The sequence below is a fragment of the Psychrobacter sp. KCTC 72983 genome, from assembly GCF_014280455.1.
GTDB classification, from domain to species: domain Bacteria; phylum Pseudomonadota; class Gammaproteobacteria; order Pseudomonadales; family Moraxellaceae; genus Psychrobacter; species Psychrobacter pacificensis.
Map to the genome: position 1 here is coordinate 915,441 of NZ_CP060390.1, position 18,103 is coordinate 933,543.

Sequence of the window (18,103 nt, forward strand, 5' to 3'; positions counted from 1 at the left end):
CAATCATTATTGTTATTGTTATTGCTTACTCAGTAACGAGACTAATAGACATAACATTTGGCTCATCCAACCATTGTCATCACCTTTGCATTTTAGAGAATTAAAATAAGGTACGCATCAAAAATTGCTTGCCTGTAATCCAATATAAACAGATATTTAACAATCTTCAAAAATATAGCACTTTGATTTATTTAAGTTTGTTTAACGATAAAAATTTGATTTTACAACTTATTTTGTTAATCTGATGCGGTAAAAAGTTATTATATGTTATAGTAAGCAACTATTATTTTTTGTATCTATTGCAAGTGGTTCTTGTTAAACGTGGTATTTGCTAGGTGGCTATATCGATGACGAGCTATAAAATCCTGCAACCCCGATGACCGCTTAAGCGCGTAAAATAACGCGTCTATAGGCAAAACAATTTGCTATTATTCGATAAAAAGTGATAACACTATGATAAATACTGCTACTTTGATTATTCGCTGTTTGTCTCCTATTTTATTAAGTGCGATTGCCCTCTCTACTTTTTCTACTGCTGCCAACGCTGGCAATATGTATATCTATAAAGACAAAGCTGGACAAGTACTACTGACCAACGTCAATCCTAGTGGCAATTTTGATAAATTCACTAAGAAAGTTAAAGTCACTTATTATAAAGACTCTAAAATGTATGACGGCATTAATAGTAGCAATGGCTATGGTAGCAGTGCCGCTAGCAAGAGTGGTAGCCGCAATGCTTACGACAGTTACATTCGCGCCTCTGCTGAACGTAATGGCGTAGATCCTGCCCTTATGAAAGCAATGATGCATACCGAATCCGCTTTTAATCCCAATGCTCGCTCACCTGTCGGTGCGCAAGGCCTCATGCAGTTAATGCCAGCGACGGCTCGTCGCTTTAATGTAAGTAACCCTTGGAACCCTGCAGACAATATTGAAGGCTCAGCCAAATATATCGCTTGGCTCATGCGCCGTTTCAACAACAATGTCGAACATGCAGTAGCTGGCTACAACGCTGGGGAAGGTAATGTCGATAAATACGGCGGTATCCCTCCTTTTAAAGAAACCCGTAACTATGTGCAAAGAGTCATGAGCCGTTATCATAGCTTGTATAAGAATGATGCTGGGCTATCTGGCGCCAGTATGAGTGTCAGCAATCAAACGAGTAGCACCATTAACAGTGGATTGCGCAATGTCAGTTACGGCACTAGCAATAATGTAAATAGTGCCAGCTATGCTAACTCAGCTTATGATGCTTTACGCTAAGCCAGAGCTAAGCTAGAAATGAAATAGACCGGTGACCTAAAAAGCCAGACACAAAAAAGCCCGTTAATTTCTTAACGGGCTTTTTTGTGCTTGGACGCTTTATATCTTGATAGGTCATCAGTTATAAAGATAAACTGTGAGCGCTGAATCAGCACTCACAGTTTTTTCCAATATGACTTAGTTCTTACTTGGTGCTTACTTGTTAGCAGCCTGAGTTGCAGCAACCTCAGCAGCGAAGTCTTCTTGCTTCTTCTCAATACCTTCACCAACTTCTAGACGTTTGAAACCAAGTACTTTTACGCCTTCAGCTTTTAGGACATCACCAACTTTTTTGTCGTTATCCATAACGTATGGCTGACGTAGCAAAGTTACTTCGTCTAGGTACTTACGTAGGCCACCTTCGATCATTTTTTCAACGATGTTGTCAGGCTTGCCAGACTCTTTTGCTTTGGCTTCGATGATGTCTTTTTCGCGTGCCAATACATCAGCAGCAACGTCTTCATCATCGACAGCAACAGGGTTGAATGCTGCAATGTGCATGGCAAGATTTTTGCCAGTGTCAGCGTCGCCACCTTCATAAGAAACCACTACACCGATACGTAGACCATGACGGTATGCAGCGATGTTAGCGCCTTCAAGTACTTCAACACGGCGAACCTGAATGTTCTCACCGATTTTTTGTACTAGAGATACACGTGCTTCTTCAACAGTCTGACCATCACCATAAGGCAATTCAGAGATAGCAGCAACATCAGTGACGTTGTTTTCTAGTGCAACGTTAGCCACTTTTTCTGCAAAAGCAGTGAAGCTTTCGTCTTTTGCAACGAAGTCAGTTTGGCAGTTAACTTCTAACAAGAACGCTTTGCTGTCGTCTTGAGCGATGATGATAGCGCCATCAGCTGCGATGTTACCCGCTTTTTTAGCTGCTTTTGCTTGACCAGATTTACGTAGGTTATCAATGGCAACTTCAACATCACCGTTTGATTCTTCTAACGCTTTTTTACATTCCATCATGCCAAGACCAGTACGGTCACGCAGTTCTTTTACCATTTTGGCAGATACTTTTACTTCTGTCATAAGAGTCACCTTAGTATAGTTATGTATAAGAGGAATTAATGTCTATTCGATATCTTAATGTTGCTTTAAATCTAGCAAGACCGCTCATTTTGAGTCATTACTAATAATAGCCATCAATGATGTCAAAAAGATAACATCTTAAAAACATAGCGCTATAGCCAGTACGAACGATAATACTCGCCCATTAGCTACTCGGTTATGTATAACGGCCTCATTAATAATGCTCTATTCAATAACAAGGCATGACGAGTAAAACTACATCATGCCTATTATGAGCTTATACGCTGTTCATAACATTATATGGATGCTGATAGCCACACTATCAAGATATCCTTACAAAGTTAAACTTTTTAACTCAGCTATTTACTCTGCTGGAGTTGCAGCTTCTTCTGCAGCTGGTGCTTCTTCAGTAGCAGGTGCTTGCTCAGCTTTACCGCCAGCTTGAGTTTGTGCGTATTCTTTACCAGCGATGATCGCATCAGCCATAGAAGTTACGTACAAAGTCACAGCACGGATAGCATCATCGTTAGCTGGGATGATGTAGTCAACGTTGTCTGGGCTAGAGTTAGTATCAACGATACCGATAACTGGGATACCTAGGTTTTTAGCTTCTTTAATAGCGATGGCTTCGTGATCTACGTCTACAACGAAGATTGCATCAGGTAGGCCGCCCATGTCTTTGATACCGCCTAGTGAACGCTCAAGTTTTTCCATATCGCGAGTACGCTCTAGCGCTTCACGCTTGGTTAGCTTCGCAAAAGTACCGTCTTCTGATTGCTTTTCAAGCTCTTTTAGACGGTTGATTGACTGGCGTAGTGTTTTCCAGTTAGTCAACATACCACCTAACCAGCGATGGTCAACGTATGGCATACCAGCACGAGCTGCCTGCTCACGTACGATACCGCTTGCAGCACGTTTAGTACCAACAAATAATACTTTGTTTTTCTTAGCAGCTAGGCCATTTACGTAAGTCAACGCTTCGTTGAACGCTTTTACGGTGTGCTCTAAGTTGATGATATGGATCTTATTACGCGCACCAAAGATGTATGGACCCATTTTTGGGTTCCAAAAACGTGTTTGGTGACCAAAGTGAGCGCCAGCTTGTAGTAAGTCGCGCATTTCGATTTTGGTTGGATTCTTTGTAGCCATGAGAATATATCCTATTGGTTGGGTTATGCCTCCACATCACAAAAACAGCCTATTTGGCGACACGCATCTGCTACTGACTAGTCTTTATTACTAAAGCCCTAATGGTTCGCAAATTAATCAAGTCGCCAAACACCCAGCAATTTTTTGCCATGATGTGTGTGTCATTGGTTGGTTTAAAAAAGAAGCTATGGTCAGATTCAAAAAAACTTCAAATCTAAACTATAAAAATAGCTGCGCTGTATTTTACCACATAATACCTTAAAGTCTCCAGCAGTTTATTCATAGTGCCTCAATGCGTTACAGACACAGTAGATCGGTGGTGCAATAAAAAAAGCGACACATTCGTATCGCTTTTTATTTCTGGCTTTAGACTTTATATGAATGGTTTCATATTAGATTATGCAATACAGATACCAATCACAGCCTTGTAACCGCGCCATGTGAATGGCGTGATATAGCTTTGGCGATCTCTAGGTAAGTAAGACACACTTGGTGCGCTTTCAACAATCTGCGGCGGAGAGATAATGAATTCAGAACCAAATTCTGTACGGGCATTACCAGAGATAGTATTGGCCATTTCACCCAGCAAGTCTTTCATCATCGTGATCGAAGAGTCAGGCTCACCCATCACATTTATCACTTCTCGCAACATTACGCTTGGTGCGCTGACATAGACACAGCCTTCAAGAGGCCCTGATATCTTAATGACACCACTATAATCAAAACCAATCGCCGTTTTATTGTTGTTCAAATAAGGGGTATCGATAGATACTTCTGAGCCGTCGATCTGTGCAAAAAATGCATTGATCGAGCTTAGAAACACACCCAACTTTTCTACTTTAAACATAATATATTAATATCCATCTGTATTACGTGACAGCAGCATTAGTCCTGCAAACAAACCACAATCTCGCCAACTTGTGAGTGCCAAGTGATGGGAATGATAAAAGAACGCTCATCGTTCGGCAACACAATACTTTGCGGTGCGCCTTTGAACACAAACGGCACAGAGATATGAAATTCAGAGCCGAACTCTTTACGCGCATTACCCGAAATCGTGTTGGCAACTTCACCAGCCAAATCGATGTAGTTTTCCTCACTCTTATCAGCTTCACCCATGCTATCCAATATTGAAGACAGTAATTGACGAGTTGCCGAAAAATACACCACGCCTTTTTGTCCACCTGATATACCAATAACGCCTGTATAATCGTGGACTTTTGGCTGTTTGTTTTCTAATAAGTAAGGGGTGTCAGCAATTAGCTCTTCTCCACCAAACTGATTAAAATAGTTACTAATAATACTCAAAAAAATCTGTAGCTTTTGTTCTTTCATAATGACATCTGCTTTAATCGATGAATGGTATTAGTCTTGCATCAGCTCATACAAAGACTCCACGAGCTCCTCTTCTGAGAAAGGCTTGCACAAGAAACCGCTGGCACCTAGTGATAAAGCTTCGATGCCAGTGGCCTTATCAGACAACGCTGATACGACCAAAATGCGTACATCAGGATCAATCGCAATGATTTTTTCGATACATTCAAGACCATCCATTTGTGGCATGGTCAAGTCCATCGTGATCACGTTAGGACGATGAATGTTAAATTTTTCAATGGCTTGAACGCCACTAGTTGCGGTAGCAACCAGCATGAACTTTCCTGAATCGTATGCGCGCTGAATACGGTTTCTGATAATATTTGAATCATCAACAATCATTAATTTATGCATAACTTGTCTATTACCTTTAATGAAATGCTTGTCGTCCCTGACAATATCGTTACTGTTTTTAATTAAGCTTTAGGTAAAGTGATGACAAACCGTGTCATTTGACCCAGCTCACTATTCACATTCAGCTTGCCATTGTAGTCTTTTACTTGTGCTTTGATGATATCAAGTCCAACCCCGCGTCCACCATCTTCATCTGCGTTTTCTTTGGTAGAGAACCCAGAAGAAAATAACTGCTTGAGTAAATCGCCTTGACTGAGTTGACTTGCTTCTTCCTCACTAAAGCGACCTTCTGTGCTTAGCTTATTACGGATGCTGTCATAATCGATACCTTGACCATCATCTTGTACGACCAGTGTGACATCTGAACCATTGTCTTGTACTTCTAAGTCAATCGTTCCGACTTCAGTCTTACCAGCCGAATGACGAACACTTGGTGCTTCGATACCGTGCACAACTGCGTTTCGTAGTAACTGGATACTAATTTCTTTGATTGGCTTCGCAAGATGCGCCGGTATGTGAGTTTGCGCCAGTGTCGTGCTTTTTAGCTGTACTTGCTTGCCTTGTCTAGCGGCAATCTCTTTTACAAACTCATTGTAAAAAGACAGTCGATCATCATTACTTTCACCGCCTAGATCAATATCTAAACCGCCATCAGTGCTGTTGCTACTCGCTGGCTGACTATTTACCGCAGCTGTTTTTGCCACGCTGTCTTTTAAAGCAGAATCGCTTAATGGGGCTTGCGTATTGGCTGTCGCCGCTTTAGGTGGTGCTGAGCGGTTGATGCGTTCACCCAAGGTCGCAATGGTATTTGATAGACTTAGTAAGTCATCTAAGTGTACTGCCAACTGTAAGAAATCATTACCCGATAGCTGACCTTGATTTTGCAAGGCATGCAGCTTATCTTCTGCCTCTGAGGCGATTTTGGTAAAGCTATGCAGTTTTAGTGCCGATGCCTCACCTTTCAAGCTGTGCATTTCACGATAGATCGCATTTAGTTTGCCTTCAAGCTCGTATTGTGAGCTACCAGGATTTTTCAAGATGTTGTTCATACGCTCGATATGCGCTTGGGTGTTGCTAATAAACTCATTAATGATCTTTGGATTTACATTCAAGATAGTGGTTAACATCTCAATCTGCATATCGTTTTGCGAGCGTTCTTTTTCTAAACGCTGTTCTAAGTAAACGGCATCTGACACATCGTTGACGTTAACCAAAATACGCGCAATGTCTTTATCTTCATAAACACGTGAGAATTTAAAGTCTAAGAAGCGATTGTTAAGTCCTTTATCATCAGAGCTGTTATGTAGCATCACTTTGTGCAAAGGATTTAGAGAATCTACCAATTTTTCTTTAACTCGAGGATTATAAAGCTGCTCAATGAACTGCTGAGTGGTCTTAAGATCTTTGTCAGAAATACGACCACGCAAGACGTTGGTAAAGTTTTCTCCTGCTAGCCTATCAGAGCCGACAATACCGTTAAGCGCGCGCGAGTGCTGCTGACCAATATTTAAGTCTTTGTCCAGTAGGAATAGGCCCGTATTTACCGTTTCCATAATCTCTTGCGTTTCACGACGAGCAGCAAATGCCTCAGCATCGGTCTCACGTAAGCGGCGTACAAAGAAGAATACGAAGATCAAGAAGTAAGCAAAAATCGCAACAACCCCAAGTGCCTGAATTAGACGAATGGTATTGGCTTGGCGTTCTGCATCATCAAACACTTCGTTGGTCAAATCATCTAATGATTCGTTCATTAGCAAACTTGAGGTTTTTGCCTGCTCTACCGCCTGAGTCAAATCATCTGATGAATCGACCAGTACGTTATCAGCATCTTTTAAGTAAGTTTCAATTCTAGGCTCAAGTAGCTGCCATTGCTCGTTTGCCGCTTGTACATTTTCTTGCGCACTACCGCTAACGCTCGGTAATTTGTACGTTTTGCCATCAGCATCGTCGGTAATCGTGCCGCCTTCTCCGATAGCCGTCAACGTATTGTTAATTAGTGCTGTATTCTGTTCCAAACGCTCCAATACACGCTGAATGTGCGGCGAGCTGGTATCTTCACCGTAACTGCTATCCAAATCGAACAGATCTTTAATTACTGACTGTGCGCTGTTTGCTACTTGGTTGGTCTGATCAATCAATACCGTGTTTCTTTCAAGCAAGCTTGAGGTATAGAAAGTAAATACAAGCAAAGCACCGATCAAAGACAAAAACAGTGCAATCGAAATAATCAAGCCGCGATAACGTTTGTTATCTCCATTATTTATTGTAGCCATATCAATCGTCCCTTAGTTTGCTTGTTCAGTGGTGGCAGAAGCACTAGCCGCTGGGCTTGATGTCTCACCAAGCCAGCGAGCTTCAATCTCTTTAAACTTACCTTCCGCTTTTAGCTTGGTAATACCGTCATTGATTTTGTTAATTAGCTCAGTATTACCTTTTGCCATCAAAATAACCTGCTGTGCTGATGGATTGTCTTGCCCTTCATAAGGAACGATGGTTACTTTTTGCTCAGGATGGTTTTTTGCCGTATATTGCAAGATAGGTAGATCATGCAAAATCGCATCTACTTTGCCTTGCATTAAATCTTCATACAATAAAAAGGCAGTCGTTCTGGTCGAGAAGTTGTTGTACTTACCCATTTGCTGTGCTTGATCGACCTGCTTAGAGCCTTCCATTGCAGAGATGTTTTTGCCTTGCAAATCATCTAGGCTGTTAATATTTAATTCTGGTTTTGCATACATGATGGCGGCAGGGTTAAAGAAGTAAGGCTGAGACAACCCGTACTTAGCATCACGCTCATCTTTATAAGAGATGCCTGAAATCGCTAAATCACGACTGCCCGACTCTACTGTGTCGAACATGTTTTGCCATGTTTCTTTATAAAACTCAACTTTAAAGCCTTGTTCTTCACCAATTGCTCGAATAGCATCAACATCAATGCCCTGCATATTGCCATAGTCATCTTGAAATGAGAACGGTGGTGTTACACCTGTAGTTGCAACTTTAAAAACAGGTGCATTATCAGGCAACTTACTCACAAAACTGTCTTTATTTTCTGTTGCTGCTGTACTGGCTGTACTGGCGCTTTCTTGGGTGGAAGAGTTGCCACAGCCGAAAAGGCCAACGCTCAGCAAAATGGGTAACGCTCGATATAACTGCATCATAATCTACCCTTAGAGCTTAGAGTTGTTGTACATTTTAATGAATGACAATCTAGAGAGGTTAGGCAATATTCCTATAATATTTACTTACAGAAAGTTACGTTAGATAATACTTACCTAACTTTACAATTGCAATAATAATGTTTGACAGTTATATATAATTAGTTATATATACATAATAATTCATATATATCTATACAATATATATATTATTAATATTTATAGAACTTGAAGAAAAAGTTTTCTTAGAAAGAAAATCTTATATACAAATTAATAGCAGACATAAAAAAGCACCCATACGCTCTAAACGTATGGGTGCTTTTTATGAGTACTTAATTTACGATGAAACCTTATACTTACTCTGCATCGTCAAGATTTAGGTTACGGTCTATCTGCCAGATTAAAAACGCACCCAAGCTCATCAGGACAAAAAGTGCAATACCGATTTTTAACACTGGATTAAGAGGGAATAAGTTTAATAATAAACCACCAAAAATACCCACTGAAAACATCAGCGAGCCTTGCAGCGCGCTTGCCATACCCGCACGCTGCTTTTGAAAAGCCAGCGCAATCGCTGAGGCGTTTGGCTGGGTCAATCCCAAGCCTGCAATACAAAAGAAAATACACGCCAGCACCAGTGGCAACCAAGCATCGGTCCCCAAAAATATACCGACAAAAAACAACGTGCCTGCAGAGAGCACCTGCATCATCGTCCCAAAGCGTAATATGCTCAAGATACGAAAGCGATTGGTCAACCACTGATTCAACTGAGTCAAACCAACAAACCCTGCTGCATTCATTCCAAACAGCCAGCCAAAGTGCGTCGCCGATACACCATAGGTATCCATGATAAGCTCAGAGGCTGAGCTGATATAGACGAACATCGCACCCATCAACAACCCTCCACCAATCGCTGGATAGTTAAAGGTTGGATCTTTTAATAAATCCCAATACTGACTAAGCACCTCTTTTGCAGGACGCACATTACGATTTTCTTCGGTCAATGTCTCAAAAAAGAAAAACTTAGTAAGCAATAAATTTAGGGCACCAAAAGCGGCCAAAAACCAGAAAATGGAATGCCAATCAAAAAACTGTAAAAATAGTGCACCAAGGGACGGCGCTAATATGGGTGCTAAGCCCATGACCAAAATCATAATCGAAAAAGCTTTTGCGGTTTGCTTGGCGGTTAGGCGATCTCTAATAGCAGCTCGGGTCACCACTGCCCCTACACAAGCGCCCAATGCCTGCATCGTTCGCCCTACAAATAATACATATTCATTGTCAGTGGTCGCACAAAGAATGGACGCAATCACATATAGTGTCATACCTATGTATAAAGGCTTAACACGGCCAACACGATCACTAAAAGGACCATAAAATAACTGCCCGAATACCAAACCCAAAAAATACGCTGGCACAGAGTTGGCCATAAATGCCGTAGATACGCCAAAATCATCTGCCATTGATGGTAGCGCAGGCAGATACATATCAATGGATAACGGTCCTACCGCAACCATTAATCCCAGCATCATAATCCATGCAACAGGCAGATCAGCAGAACGTACTCGTTCGGCGGCGATAGGTTTCTTTGAAAGAGAGGATTTTGGGGCAGACATAGTTAGACCGTTTTATATAGTGATGATTACTTTATTGCATTGACACTTACCAGATAAATAGAAATAGCCAGATATTTTTAAAAACAATAGTGCATCTTTATCTACATCTACGCAAGTGGACAGTGTTATATCGTGCTATCTGACCGTATTTCAATAGCCATAACACGCGACTTAACAACTAAAAACAATCAAAGTAATTTATCAAAATATGTCTAGTATATTTTTGATCCAAATACGGCTGTAAAAGTGACTAAAATTAAAGATGTTGAGAGCAGGATCGTTCTAAATAAACCCTTTGACCTCTAGCTTAGATTTACTTTTTTGAATTATTAATTTCGTCAAATTCTTCTTGAGTCATTATCTGTCTATGATCTTTAAAAAAATTAATTACGCGCTCATTATTATCAACAAACCCTTGGATAATCTCCGGATGCTTTAATATATTACCATCAACGGCTATGACATCTTTAAACGCTTGCGCAAATTGTGTATCGTAACCGCTTATATTAAATCTTTGATTATAAGCGTTATTCATAATTCTAATTTTGTACCGTAATAGAAAATCATTATCCAGTAATGTTGATAATCTATAATAGTTGTGAAAATTACCTAGTCCTTCTTCATCATATTTCATAAACATTATTTTCAATGGGCTAGTCTGATGTGGCATACCATCTATCACTAACATTTCTTGACTAGAATCAGCATAAAATCGCTCGATATTTGACGTTTTTTCTAGTAGCGACTCTGGAGGAAAAGTATAGTAGAAGTAATTTTTACCAGTCACAACTGAACCGCTTTGCTTATATAAGGGCATTACAGTAGCTCTGAATACCTTTCCTAAGTCCTCAGAAGGACAATGAAAATCACCAGATAAGTTTCCTGAGAAAGTCTCAGCTTGAAAGTTTAATACCAAGCTTTTCGTTGAAAACTCATCTAAATCGCCAGCATCATTATGGTTACATCTAGGAAAAGTAGCGACATACACTTTGTCTGATATTTCCGCTGGCATGTAAGCAGTAACTGGCTCATTTGGATCTTCTGGCTCGGTACATGCGATTACTAAGATTCCTATAGTATTTAAAATAAAAATGCCTATGAACCTTAGCATCGTCATAATCATCCTAGTTCATATAGTTAAGTCTTATTAATTTCTGGATAGAGTATACTTCTAGCACCAAAAGAATGTTAGCGAAACTGACGTTTACTAAATACGGTGCTGGCTTGCTTTGCTTTTCTAAGCGCAAGTTTACGATTGCGTCCAAGCATCATCTTAATTTGCCAGATTTTTTCTTTATATAAGGTAGTTGCAGGCTGCTCATACATCGCATTAATTACGCGTTTGCTTGCTAGCACAGCGTCAGGAGAACGCTCAGCAAACTCAGCCGCCAGCTGTCGTGCTTGCTCAAGCGGCGTCTCACTACAATGACTGATTAATCCTAATTCTTTGCCGTCATTGGCATTAATGATGCGCGCAGTCATGGCAAGCTCTTTGAGAACGTCTTCTCGTACCACCCCAAATGCTGATTGCGTCAATCCCATGTCCGGTACTAAACCCCATTTGGCTTCCATAATAGACAGCTGGCAATCTGGATGGCTAATACGCACATCGCAAGCCAATGCCAATTGTAGTCCAGCGCCAATACAGTAGCCTTCTAGTACAGCGATGACAGGTACTGGTAGATCACGCCACACCAAGCAGACACGTTGGAATGAGCTTTGCCAAGGCTTAATCAGCTCCCAAATAGCAAAGACTTGGTTTTTTGGATGGTTTAAATCCCCTAAATCAATACCTGCACAGAATGTGCCTTCTGCACCATTTAAAATAACCGCGCGTATCGTTTTGTCTTTGCCAATGCGATCTGCCACGGTAATCAGCTCATCTATGACTTGAAAGCTCATGGCATTTTTTTTGTTTGGACGATTCAAGGTGACCGTTAATATATTGTCTAAGACACGCACTTGTAATGTTTCATACTGGTAACTGGCGACCACGTTCATAATAATCCTTATTAATGAATAAAATAACTATAGTAATGATGGTCACAATATTAGCAGGCTTAACCCTACTCTACCGTAGCAATAACTGACTGCTACGATACTGTATCAAGCGTCTGCCTTTTAATATTCGCACATTATCTGGCTGCTAGTGATCGGTATCGTATGCAATTCACTTATTACATCGCATAATAACGGTCCGATTACCTGCTCTAAATCATTTTCCACGTCATGTCATTTTCGCTCAAACGATGATAGTTGAGCTGAGGGTAAGCCGATAAATCCACGTTTTGTAAATTATTCAGTGCGGTAAGTAGTGCCTCATAATATGGCTCAATCATTGCAAACTGGGCAGGCGTGGTATGTTGGACATTCAATAAACACTTATCTTCTAAGTCTTGGCTGGCCTGACGAAGCTGCGGTACTCCTGTATAACGGCTACCGCCCAAAATACGATGGGCAATTTGTGCCAGCAGATTACGATCTCGAGCTTCCCAAGCTTGAGTCAATGCTTGCCTCTCCTCATTGATAGTGTCAATCATCATAATGATCAGCTTCGCTGCCAAATCAGGTTTGTTCGCTGAGCGGGTAAGTGCATCTTGCCAATCTAAAATTTCAGTGGCATTGAGGCTATTTTGCTGATGATGCAGATCGGCTTGCTCATAGACTCTTTTGTCCATATTTGCTGTGACGTCATCAGAAGGATCGTCCAGCTCTGTCGGTAGATGCAGCAATGAGTCTTGCCCCTGCTTATGTAAGCGTAAGCTCTCGTAGCGTGGCTGATTTTCACGAGTGGCTTCTCGTCGATAGTCGTCACGAGGTTGACTGTCACGTAGATAGTCGTCGCGTATTTTTTTCAGTGATAATGGTCGAGTGACTTTTGGCGGTTCTGTGATTTCATTCCTATTACGAACGCTTTCATTGTCTCTGGCGATCGGATAAGTCGCCGTTTTTGATTCTGTAGGCGGTATTGAGAGTTCTGTGAAATCTGAATTTGTGGCGTCAATGCTTTGCGAGTGCGTACGCTGCGAGTCAATAGTTTGCGGCTCAGAGGTCTGTAAGCCCGTGTCAGGTAATGCCGTTATTTGCGGCGTGGTGTTTTGGCGTCCTAACCATTTCTGTAGCACTTGTAACAATTGAGGTTGACTGATGGGCTTACCGACGTAGTCGTTGATACCACTGGCGATCAGCTTGTCGCGCTCATCCGCTAGGCCATGGGCTGTCAAGGCGATAATAGGAATACGACTATCCGTAGCCTCAATATTGCGAATTTGCTTGGCTGCTTCATGACCTGACATGCGCGGCATTTGGATATCCATAAATATCAAATCAATATGATTTTTAACTTGAGTAGCTGTTTTATCGTCATTTGCGCTCTCTTCAGCATACAGGGAGGTGCTGGATTTTTTATTGACCTCATCGCGTGTTTCCGCTTTTGAGAGTTGCGTTTTACTCGATAGACTTTGCTTATCATTTTTAGCAGATTTGACATTTTTGGTTTGCTGCTTGCTGATAATCTCTATGGCATCAAAGCCGCTACTCGCTGTAATGACTTGTATGCCAAGCTCGCTCAATAGCGCATCAAGTACCAATAGATTTGGCAGATGATCATCAACTGCCAGCACGGTAATCCCTTTCCAGCGCGGCTCTTGCAAACTCTTTGGCATACTGCGATTTTGTGTATCAAGCATTGCGTATAGCTGTCTTTTGTCCAATGGCTCATACAAGATATTGGCTTGATAGCGGTTAAGCAGCGCTTGGTTAGCCGCCACTTGATAGCCAAACACAGCAAGTTTGCCTTGATAATGGAGACGGATTTGCTTGAGTAACGCCATCATATCGTCTTGCGTGTCATCATCGACGATGACCCAATCCCAAAAGTTGCCATGCTCTTTGAGTGACTCAAGCACCCCTGGTAATGAATTGGCTTGGGTGAGCTTAATCGGCAAGTACTGCAAGCTGGCCTTCAGCACTTGTATTGAGGCGGTATGACTGATCCAAACCAAGACGTTGAACTCATCTGTCTCGCTTGCAAGCGGTGCCAATACTGGCAGCTCAATGGTCTGACCAGTTGGTGCCTCTAGCACATCGACATGGGCTGGCATGCGAAACCAAAACGTCGCGCCTTGATTGGCGATGTTCTCTTGAGCATTGTCATGAAAGCCAATATCGCCGCCCATGAGACGCGTTAATTGCTTGGAGATAACCAGCCCCAGCCCCGTACCACCATATTGGCGCGTGATTGACGGATCACCTTGGCTAAAGCTCTGAAACAGCATTTTTTGGTCAGCAAGCGAGATGCCTTTACCACTGTCTTGCACACTAATCATCAGATAGTTATCACGGTGATCATCCAAGCTGACCCGTACGACCACATCGCCACTGTCTGTGAATTTGATGGCATTCCCCACGATATTGGTCAATACCTGCTTGAGGCGCAGCGCATCGCCATTGATACGCATTGGCACATCGTTATAGAACAAGACAGCCATGCGCAGCCCTTTCTCGGCAGAGACAGGAGAGAGCATATCAACCACATCATAAATGGTGTCATACAAATCAAACTCATGACGATCAAGCACCAACTTGCCCGCCTCAATCTTAGAAAAATCCAAAACATCATTGACCAAAGCAAGTAGGTGAGCTGAGGATTTGCGGATAGTCTGTACGTATAAATCCTGTTCAGGATTGAGCTCACCGTGACGCGCTAATAAGTTAATAAAGCCATCGATACTGTTCAACGGCGTGCGCAGCTCGTGGCTGATGTTGGCCAAAAATGCGGATTTGGCTTGGCTGGTTGAGATGGCAGCATCACGCGCATTTCGAATAGAGATGTTTTGCATTTCCATCTCATCAAATGCCAAACGCAGATCGTCTTCGGTTTGCTCGGCATGATCCTTGAGCTCCTGAAAACTTCTATGGAGGCGACGAAATGTCTTGACCAAATCTTGCTGTAATAAATTAAGCTCACCATCTGACTCTACTGGTACAGGCTGATATAAGTTATCAACATGGGTACGTTGTAATTGCAAACGCAGCTCATAGATAGGTGCAATCCAACGCTTTGAGTAAATATTTAAGCTGAGTAATAAAATCAGAATGGTAAACAGACCGGTAATCACCAGCGCCATCGCGATACGATAACGGGCGATATAAAGTGGCTCGTTGTCCATATCGACCAGTAGCCACAACGTCTGCCCCTCAAACTCACCCAACACGCTGCCATATGCCGTGCCTACAGGCGTTGGTTTTTGCGATAAAAACTTTGCTGAGTCACTGATTAGCGGCCATTTCTCGTTCAGACCATAGCCTACGGTCGCCAATACTTGATTGCCTTCATTGATAACAGCAATACGCTGTACATGCTGCTCAGACTGCATACGCCCGAGTTTATCCTGTATGCTTTCGAGCGTTGTCATCGCACTCTGTGATGCCTCATCTGTGCTGCTTTTTGATTGCTGACGTTCTTGCTCCAACAAATCAGGAATCAGCTCTGCAATGACTGGTGTATAACGAATCAATACCGCCTCAGCCAGTGCCTCTTGCTCTGAATCGCTCGCACGCATGGTTTCGTGAAATACCAAAATCCCCCCTACCGCCGCCAACACGCAGATGGGTAAAAACACCAATAGGATCAGCTGACCATAAGCGCTACTGGTATTAAAACGTTTTTTATATGCCATGCTCGCTCTACTCTCTACGAAAATGCTGTCTGTGAATTTTGTTACGGTCTCTACGCTACCATAAAAAATGCTTAAGCTTGCTAGCTTGTTTTTTAAAGATACGCCTTTTATGGTTCAAGATTATCTTAACAGGATTCTATAAATCGCGTTTACCCATTCAAGGTGAATGAAACACAAACTTTGACCAATATGGCTTTAAGCAAACCTAACAAATATACATACGTTACTAAACGGCATGGTTGCGGCACCATAAAACCTGCTTTTGTCCCTAAAAAAATTGCCAGTAAAAGGCGCTTTCATCAAGTATTATTCTTTTATGCAATAAGCGCAACTAGCAACAAAATGATATAATGACGCAACTTTTTATTTGCCACACTAGATGGTTTACCCTCATGATGAATGAGAGCGTACGCTACTGCCGTTAAGTTTTGGTTTATCTGTCACTATAAGCCAATACACAAAACGCTTGTCTCAAATGATGATCAGACAATAAAAAATAGTGATTCGATCACAGCCTATCGCCCAAAAAATATTTTAGAAAATAAATAAGGATTTCTTATGTCCGCAACGGCCATGTCAAACGCTAACTTTATCACTCAAGTCACCACGCTTGCCGATTGTGTCGGTCAAACGCCATTGGTTAAATTGCAGCGCCTACCTGAACAAGAGCATATCGAAAATGGCGCCACATTATTAGCCAAATTAGAAGGCAATAACCCTGCTGGCTCTGTAAAGGATCGCCCTGCTTTTAATATGATTTATCAAGCAGAGCAGCGCGGTGATATCAAACCCGGCGATACATTGATTGAAGCCACTAGCGGCAATACTGGCATTGCATTAGCTATGGTCGCGGCGATGCGCGGTTATCCAATGACATTACTGATGCCAACCAACTCTACTCAAGAGCGTAAAGATGCCATGATTGCTTACGGCGCGACGTTGATTGAAGTCGATGAAGGCATGGAAGCGGCGCGTGATTTGGCATTACAGATGCAAGCCGATGGTAAAGGCATCGTACTGGATCAGTTTAACAATCCTGACAACAGTCAAGCGCATTATCTCACCACAGGGCCTGAGTTGTGGGCGCAAACTGACGGTAAGATCACCCACTTTATTAGCTCAATGGGTACCACTGGCACCATCACTGGTGTCTCACGTTATCTAAAAGAACAAAATCCAGACGTCAAAATCATTGGTTTGCAGCCTGATGAAGACGCTTCTATTGCTGGCATCCGCCGTTGGCCTGCTGCATATATGCCGGGTATTTTTGATGCAGACTTGGTCGATGAGATCATGGATGTCGATCAGCGTATCGCTGAAGTCTACATGCGCAAACTGGCAAAAACTGAAGGTATTTTTGCTGGAGTGTCCTCAGGTGCAGCGGCATGGGCAGCAACGCAAGTCGCCAAAAATAATCCTGATGCCGTCATTGCCTTTATCGTCTGTGATCGTGGAGACCGTTATTTATCGACAGGTTTATACAATGTTGATGACAGTCATATCGATAATGATGCAGATAACGCAGCATAGTAAGCTTATAAAAATGCAGGATTCTTTATGTCACAAGCTCTACCGTCCGACCCTATACTAGTTTTCGATATCGAGACGGTCGCCGATATCGATGGCGCACGGCGTATTTATCCGCAGTTGGCTGCACTGAATGATGAAGACACCTTAAGCGCACTGACAGCCATCCGCATGCAGGAGGCAGGACATGATTTTATGCGCTTGCCATTGCAGCGCATTGTCTGTATCTCGGCACTGTATATCAAGGATGGTAAGTTATCGTTGTTTTCATTGACCGCGGATAAGTTTAGCGAAAAAGACATTCTTGCCAAGTTTTTTCGGGCATTCAGTGATCTTGAGACCTTGCCACAGCTCATCAGTTGGAATGGTTCAGGTTTTGACATACCTGTACTGATATATCGCGCTATGCAATATGATTTATCAGCGCCATGGCTGTTTGAAGAAGGTGAACGTATCAAAAATATGCGCTTTGATAACTACGTCAATCGCTTCCATACACGTCATCTTGATTTGATGGACAGATTTAGTCAGTACGGTGCCAGTCGCCGCGAGGCCATGGATATCGTCGCCAGTTTATATGGATTACCAGGCAAAACTGACGTTGATGGTAGCATGGTGGGCGCGCTCGTCAGTAGTGGTGATTGGCAGACACTCTCCATCTATTGTGAGTCTGATGTGATGAACACTTGGCTCATCTATCTTCGTTGGCTACGTCTGACAGGAAAGCTGTCCTCACCAGATTTTGATGCGTGGCAACAGCAGAGCTACGACTATCTAGCACAATATACCCAAGCCGATGGTAGTCCACGACATCAAGAGTTTATTGCTGACTGGTCATCGGCACCCAAATTATAGAAACCGTATTATTAGCAGTTTATTATTCTCCTCTTATAGTTATTTATTA

At 42.2% G+C, this 18,103-nt stretch carries 14 protein-coding genes; 3 read left to right on the forward strand and 11 right to left on the reverse strand.

All coding sequences use genetic code 11. The features are described 5' to 3' along the window. The first annotated feature begins 453 nt into the window (after positions 1-453). Positions 454-1,263, forward strand: a complete 810-nt coding sequence (locus PSBA01_RS03920) for a lytic transglycosylase domain-containing protein (protein ID WP_186475103.1) — start codon at positions 454-456, stop codon at positions 1,261-1,263. A 195-nt stretch (positions 1,264-1,458) separates the two neighbouring features. Here PSBA01_RS03920 and tsf read toward each other — a convergent pair whose 3' ends face one another. The 11 genes from tsf to PSBA01_RS03975 form a co-directional block, all read right to left on the reverse strand. After that, positions 1,459-2,340: a translation elongation factor Ts gene (tsf, locus tag PSBA01_RS03925; protein WP_186475104.1), complete on the reverse strand. Its 882-nt coding sequence runs from the start codon at positions 2,338-2,340 to the stop codon at positions 1,459-1,461. A 363-nt stretch (positions 2,341-2,703) separates the two neighbouring features. After that, positions 2,704-3,489, reverse strand: coding sequence for a 30S ribosomal protein S2 (gene rpsB, locus PSBA01_RS03930; RefSeq protein ID WP_186475105.1), 786 nt, complete (start codon positions 3,487-3,489; stop codon positions 2,704-2,706). A 397-nt stretch (positions 3,490-3,886) separates the two neighbouring features. Next, positions 3,887-4,336, reverse strand: coding sequence for a chemotaxis protein CheX (locus PSBA01_RS03935; protein ID WP_058025787.1), 450 nt, complete (start codon positions 4,334-4,336; stop codon positions 3,887-3,889). Positions 4,337-4,374: 38 nt separating this feature from the next. Continuing rightward, positions 4,375-4,824, reverse strand: a complete 450-nt coding sequence (locus PSBA01_RS03940) for a chemotaxis protein CheX (protein WP_058025788.1) — start codon at positions 4,822-4,824, stop codon at positions 4,375-4,377. 30 nt (positions 4,825-4,854) lie between these two features. Continuing rightward, complete coding sequence (locus PSBA01_RS03945; RefSeq protein ID WP_058025789.1) at positions 4,855-5,217, reverse strand: response regulator; 363 nt, start codon at positions 5,215-5,217, stop codon at positions 4,855-4,857. A gap of 62 nt (positions 5,218-5,279) precedes the next feature. Continuing rightward, positions 5,280-7,490: an ATP-binding protein gene (locus PSBA01_RS03950; RefSeq protein WP_186475106.1), complete on the reverse strand. Its 2,211-nt coding sequence runs from the start codon at positions 7,488-7,490 to the stop codon at positions 5,280-5,282. Positions 7,491-7,502: 12 nt separating this feature from the next. Next, on the reverse strand, positions 7,503-8,378 hold the full coding sequence (locus PSBA01_RS03955) for a substrate-binding periplasmic protein (protein ID WP_186475107.1): 876 nt from the start codon (positions 8,376-8,378) through the stop codon (positions 7,503-7,505). Between the two features lie 353 nt (positions 8,379-8,731). Then, positions 8,732-9,991: a multidrug effflux MFS transporter gene (locus tag PSBA01_RS03960; RefSeq protein ID WP_186475108.1), complete on the reverse strand. Its 1,260-nt coding sequence runs from the start codon at positions 9,989-9,991 to the stop codon at positions 8,732-8,734. A gap of 313 nt (positions 9,992-10,304) precedes the next feature. After that, positions 10,305-11,108, reverse strand: a complete 804-nt coding sequence (locus PSBA01_RS03965) for a hypothetical protein (RefSeq protein ID WP_186475109.1) — start codon at positions 11,106-11,108, stop codon at positions 10,305-10,307. 71 nt (positions 11,109-11,179) lie between these two features. After that, on the reverse strand, positions 11,180-11,992 hold the full coding sequence (locus PSBA01_RS03970) for a crotonase/enoyl-CoA hydratase family protein (RefSeq protein ID WP_186475110.1): 813 nt from the start codon (positions 11,990-11,992) through the stop codon (positions 11,180-11,182). Positions 11,993-12,201: 209 nt separating this feature from the next. Then, a complete protein-coding gene (locus PSBA01_RS03975; protein ID WP_186475111.1) occupies positions 12,202-15,672 on the reverse strand; it encodes an ATP-binding protein in 3,471 nt (1,156 codons plus the stop codon). A 573-nt stretch (positions 15,673-16,245) separates the two neighbouring features. Between PSBA01_RS03975 and cysM the strand changes: the two genes are divergently transcribed. Beyond that, positions 16,246-17,202 carry a cysteine synthase CysM gene (cysM, locus tag PSBA01_RS03980; protein WP_186475426.1) on the forward strand — a complete coding sequence of 319 codons (957 nt, stop codon included), beginning with the start codon at positions 16,246-16,248 and terminating at the stop codon, positions 17,200-17,202. 27 nt (positions 17,203-17,229) lie between these two features. Continuing rightward, positions 17,230-18,054: a 3'-5' exonuclease gene (locus PSBA01_RS03985; RefSeq protein ID WP_093067765.1), complete on the forward strand. Its 825-nt coding sequence runs from the start codon at positions 17,230-17,232 to the stop codon at positions 18,052-18,054. Positions 18,055-18,103 lie beyond the last annotated feature (49 nt).

Coding starts and splice junctions, on each gene's coding strand:
- PSBA01_RS03970 (WP_186475110.1), bottom strand. CDS start 11,992: ATGAACGTGGTCGCCAGTTACCAGTATGAAACATTACAAGTGCGTGTC.
- PSBA01_RS03920 (WP_186475103.1), top strand. CDS start 454: ATGATAAATACTGCTACTTTGATTATTCGCTGTTTGTCTCCTATTTTA.
- PSBA01_RS03950 (WP_186475106.1), bottom strand. CDS start 7,490: ATGGCTACAATAAATAATGGAGATAACAAACGTTATCGCGGCTTGATT.
- PSBA01_RS03935 (WP_058025787.1), bottom strand. CDS start 4,336: ATGTTTAAAGTAGAAAAGTTGGGTGTGTTTCTAAGCTCGATCAATGCA.
- tsf (WP_186475104.1), bottom strand. CDS start 2,340: ATGACAGAAGTAAAAGTATCTGCCAAAATGGTAAAAGAACTGCGTGAC.
- PSBA01_RS03985 (WP_093067765.1), top strand. CDS start 17,230: ATGTCACAAGCTCTACCGTCCGACCCTATACTAGTTTTCGATATCGAG.
- cysM (WP_186475426.1), top strand. CDS start 16,246: ATGTCAAACGCTAACTTTATCACTCAAGTCACCACGCTTGCCGATTGT.
- PSBA01_RS03965 (WP_186475109.1), bottom strand. CDS start 11,108: ATGACGATGCTAAGGTTCATAGGCATTTTTATTTTAAATACTATAGGA.
- PSBA01_RS03945 (WP_058025789.1), bottom strand. CDS start 5,217: ATGCATAAATTAATGATTGTTGATGATTCAAATATTATCAGAAACCGT.
- PSBA01_RS03975 (WP_186475111.1), bottom strand. CDS start 15,672: ATGGCATATAAAAAACGTTTTAATACCAGTAGCGCTTATGGTCAGCTG.
- PSBA01_RS03940 (WP_058025788.1), bottom strand. CDS start 4,824: ATGAAAGAACAAAAGCTACAGATTTTTTTGAGTATTATTAGTAACTAT.
- rpsB (WP_186475105.1), bottom strand. CDS start 3,489: ATGGCTACAAAGAATCCAACCAAAATCGAAATGCGCGACTTACTACAA.
- PSBA01_RS03955 (WP_186475107.1), bottom strand. CDS start 8,378: ATGATGCAGTTATATCGAGCGTTACCCATTTTGCTGAGCGTTGGCCTT.
- PSBA01_RS03960 (WP_186475108.1), bottom strand. CDS start 9,991: ATGTCTGCCCCAAAATCCTCTCTTTCAAAGAAACCTATCGCCGCCGAA.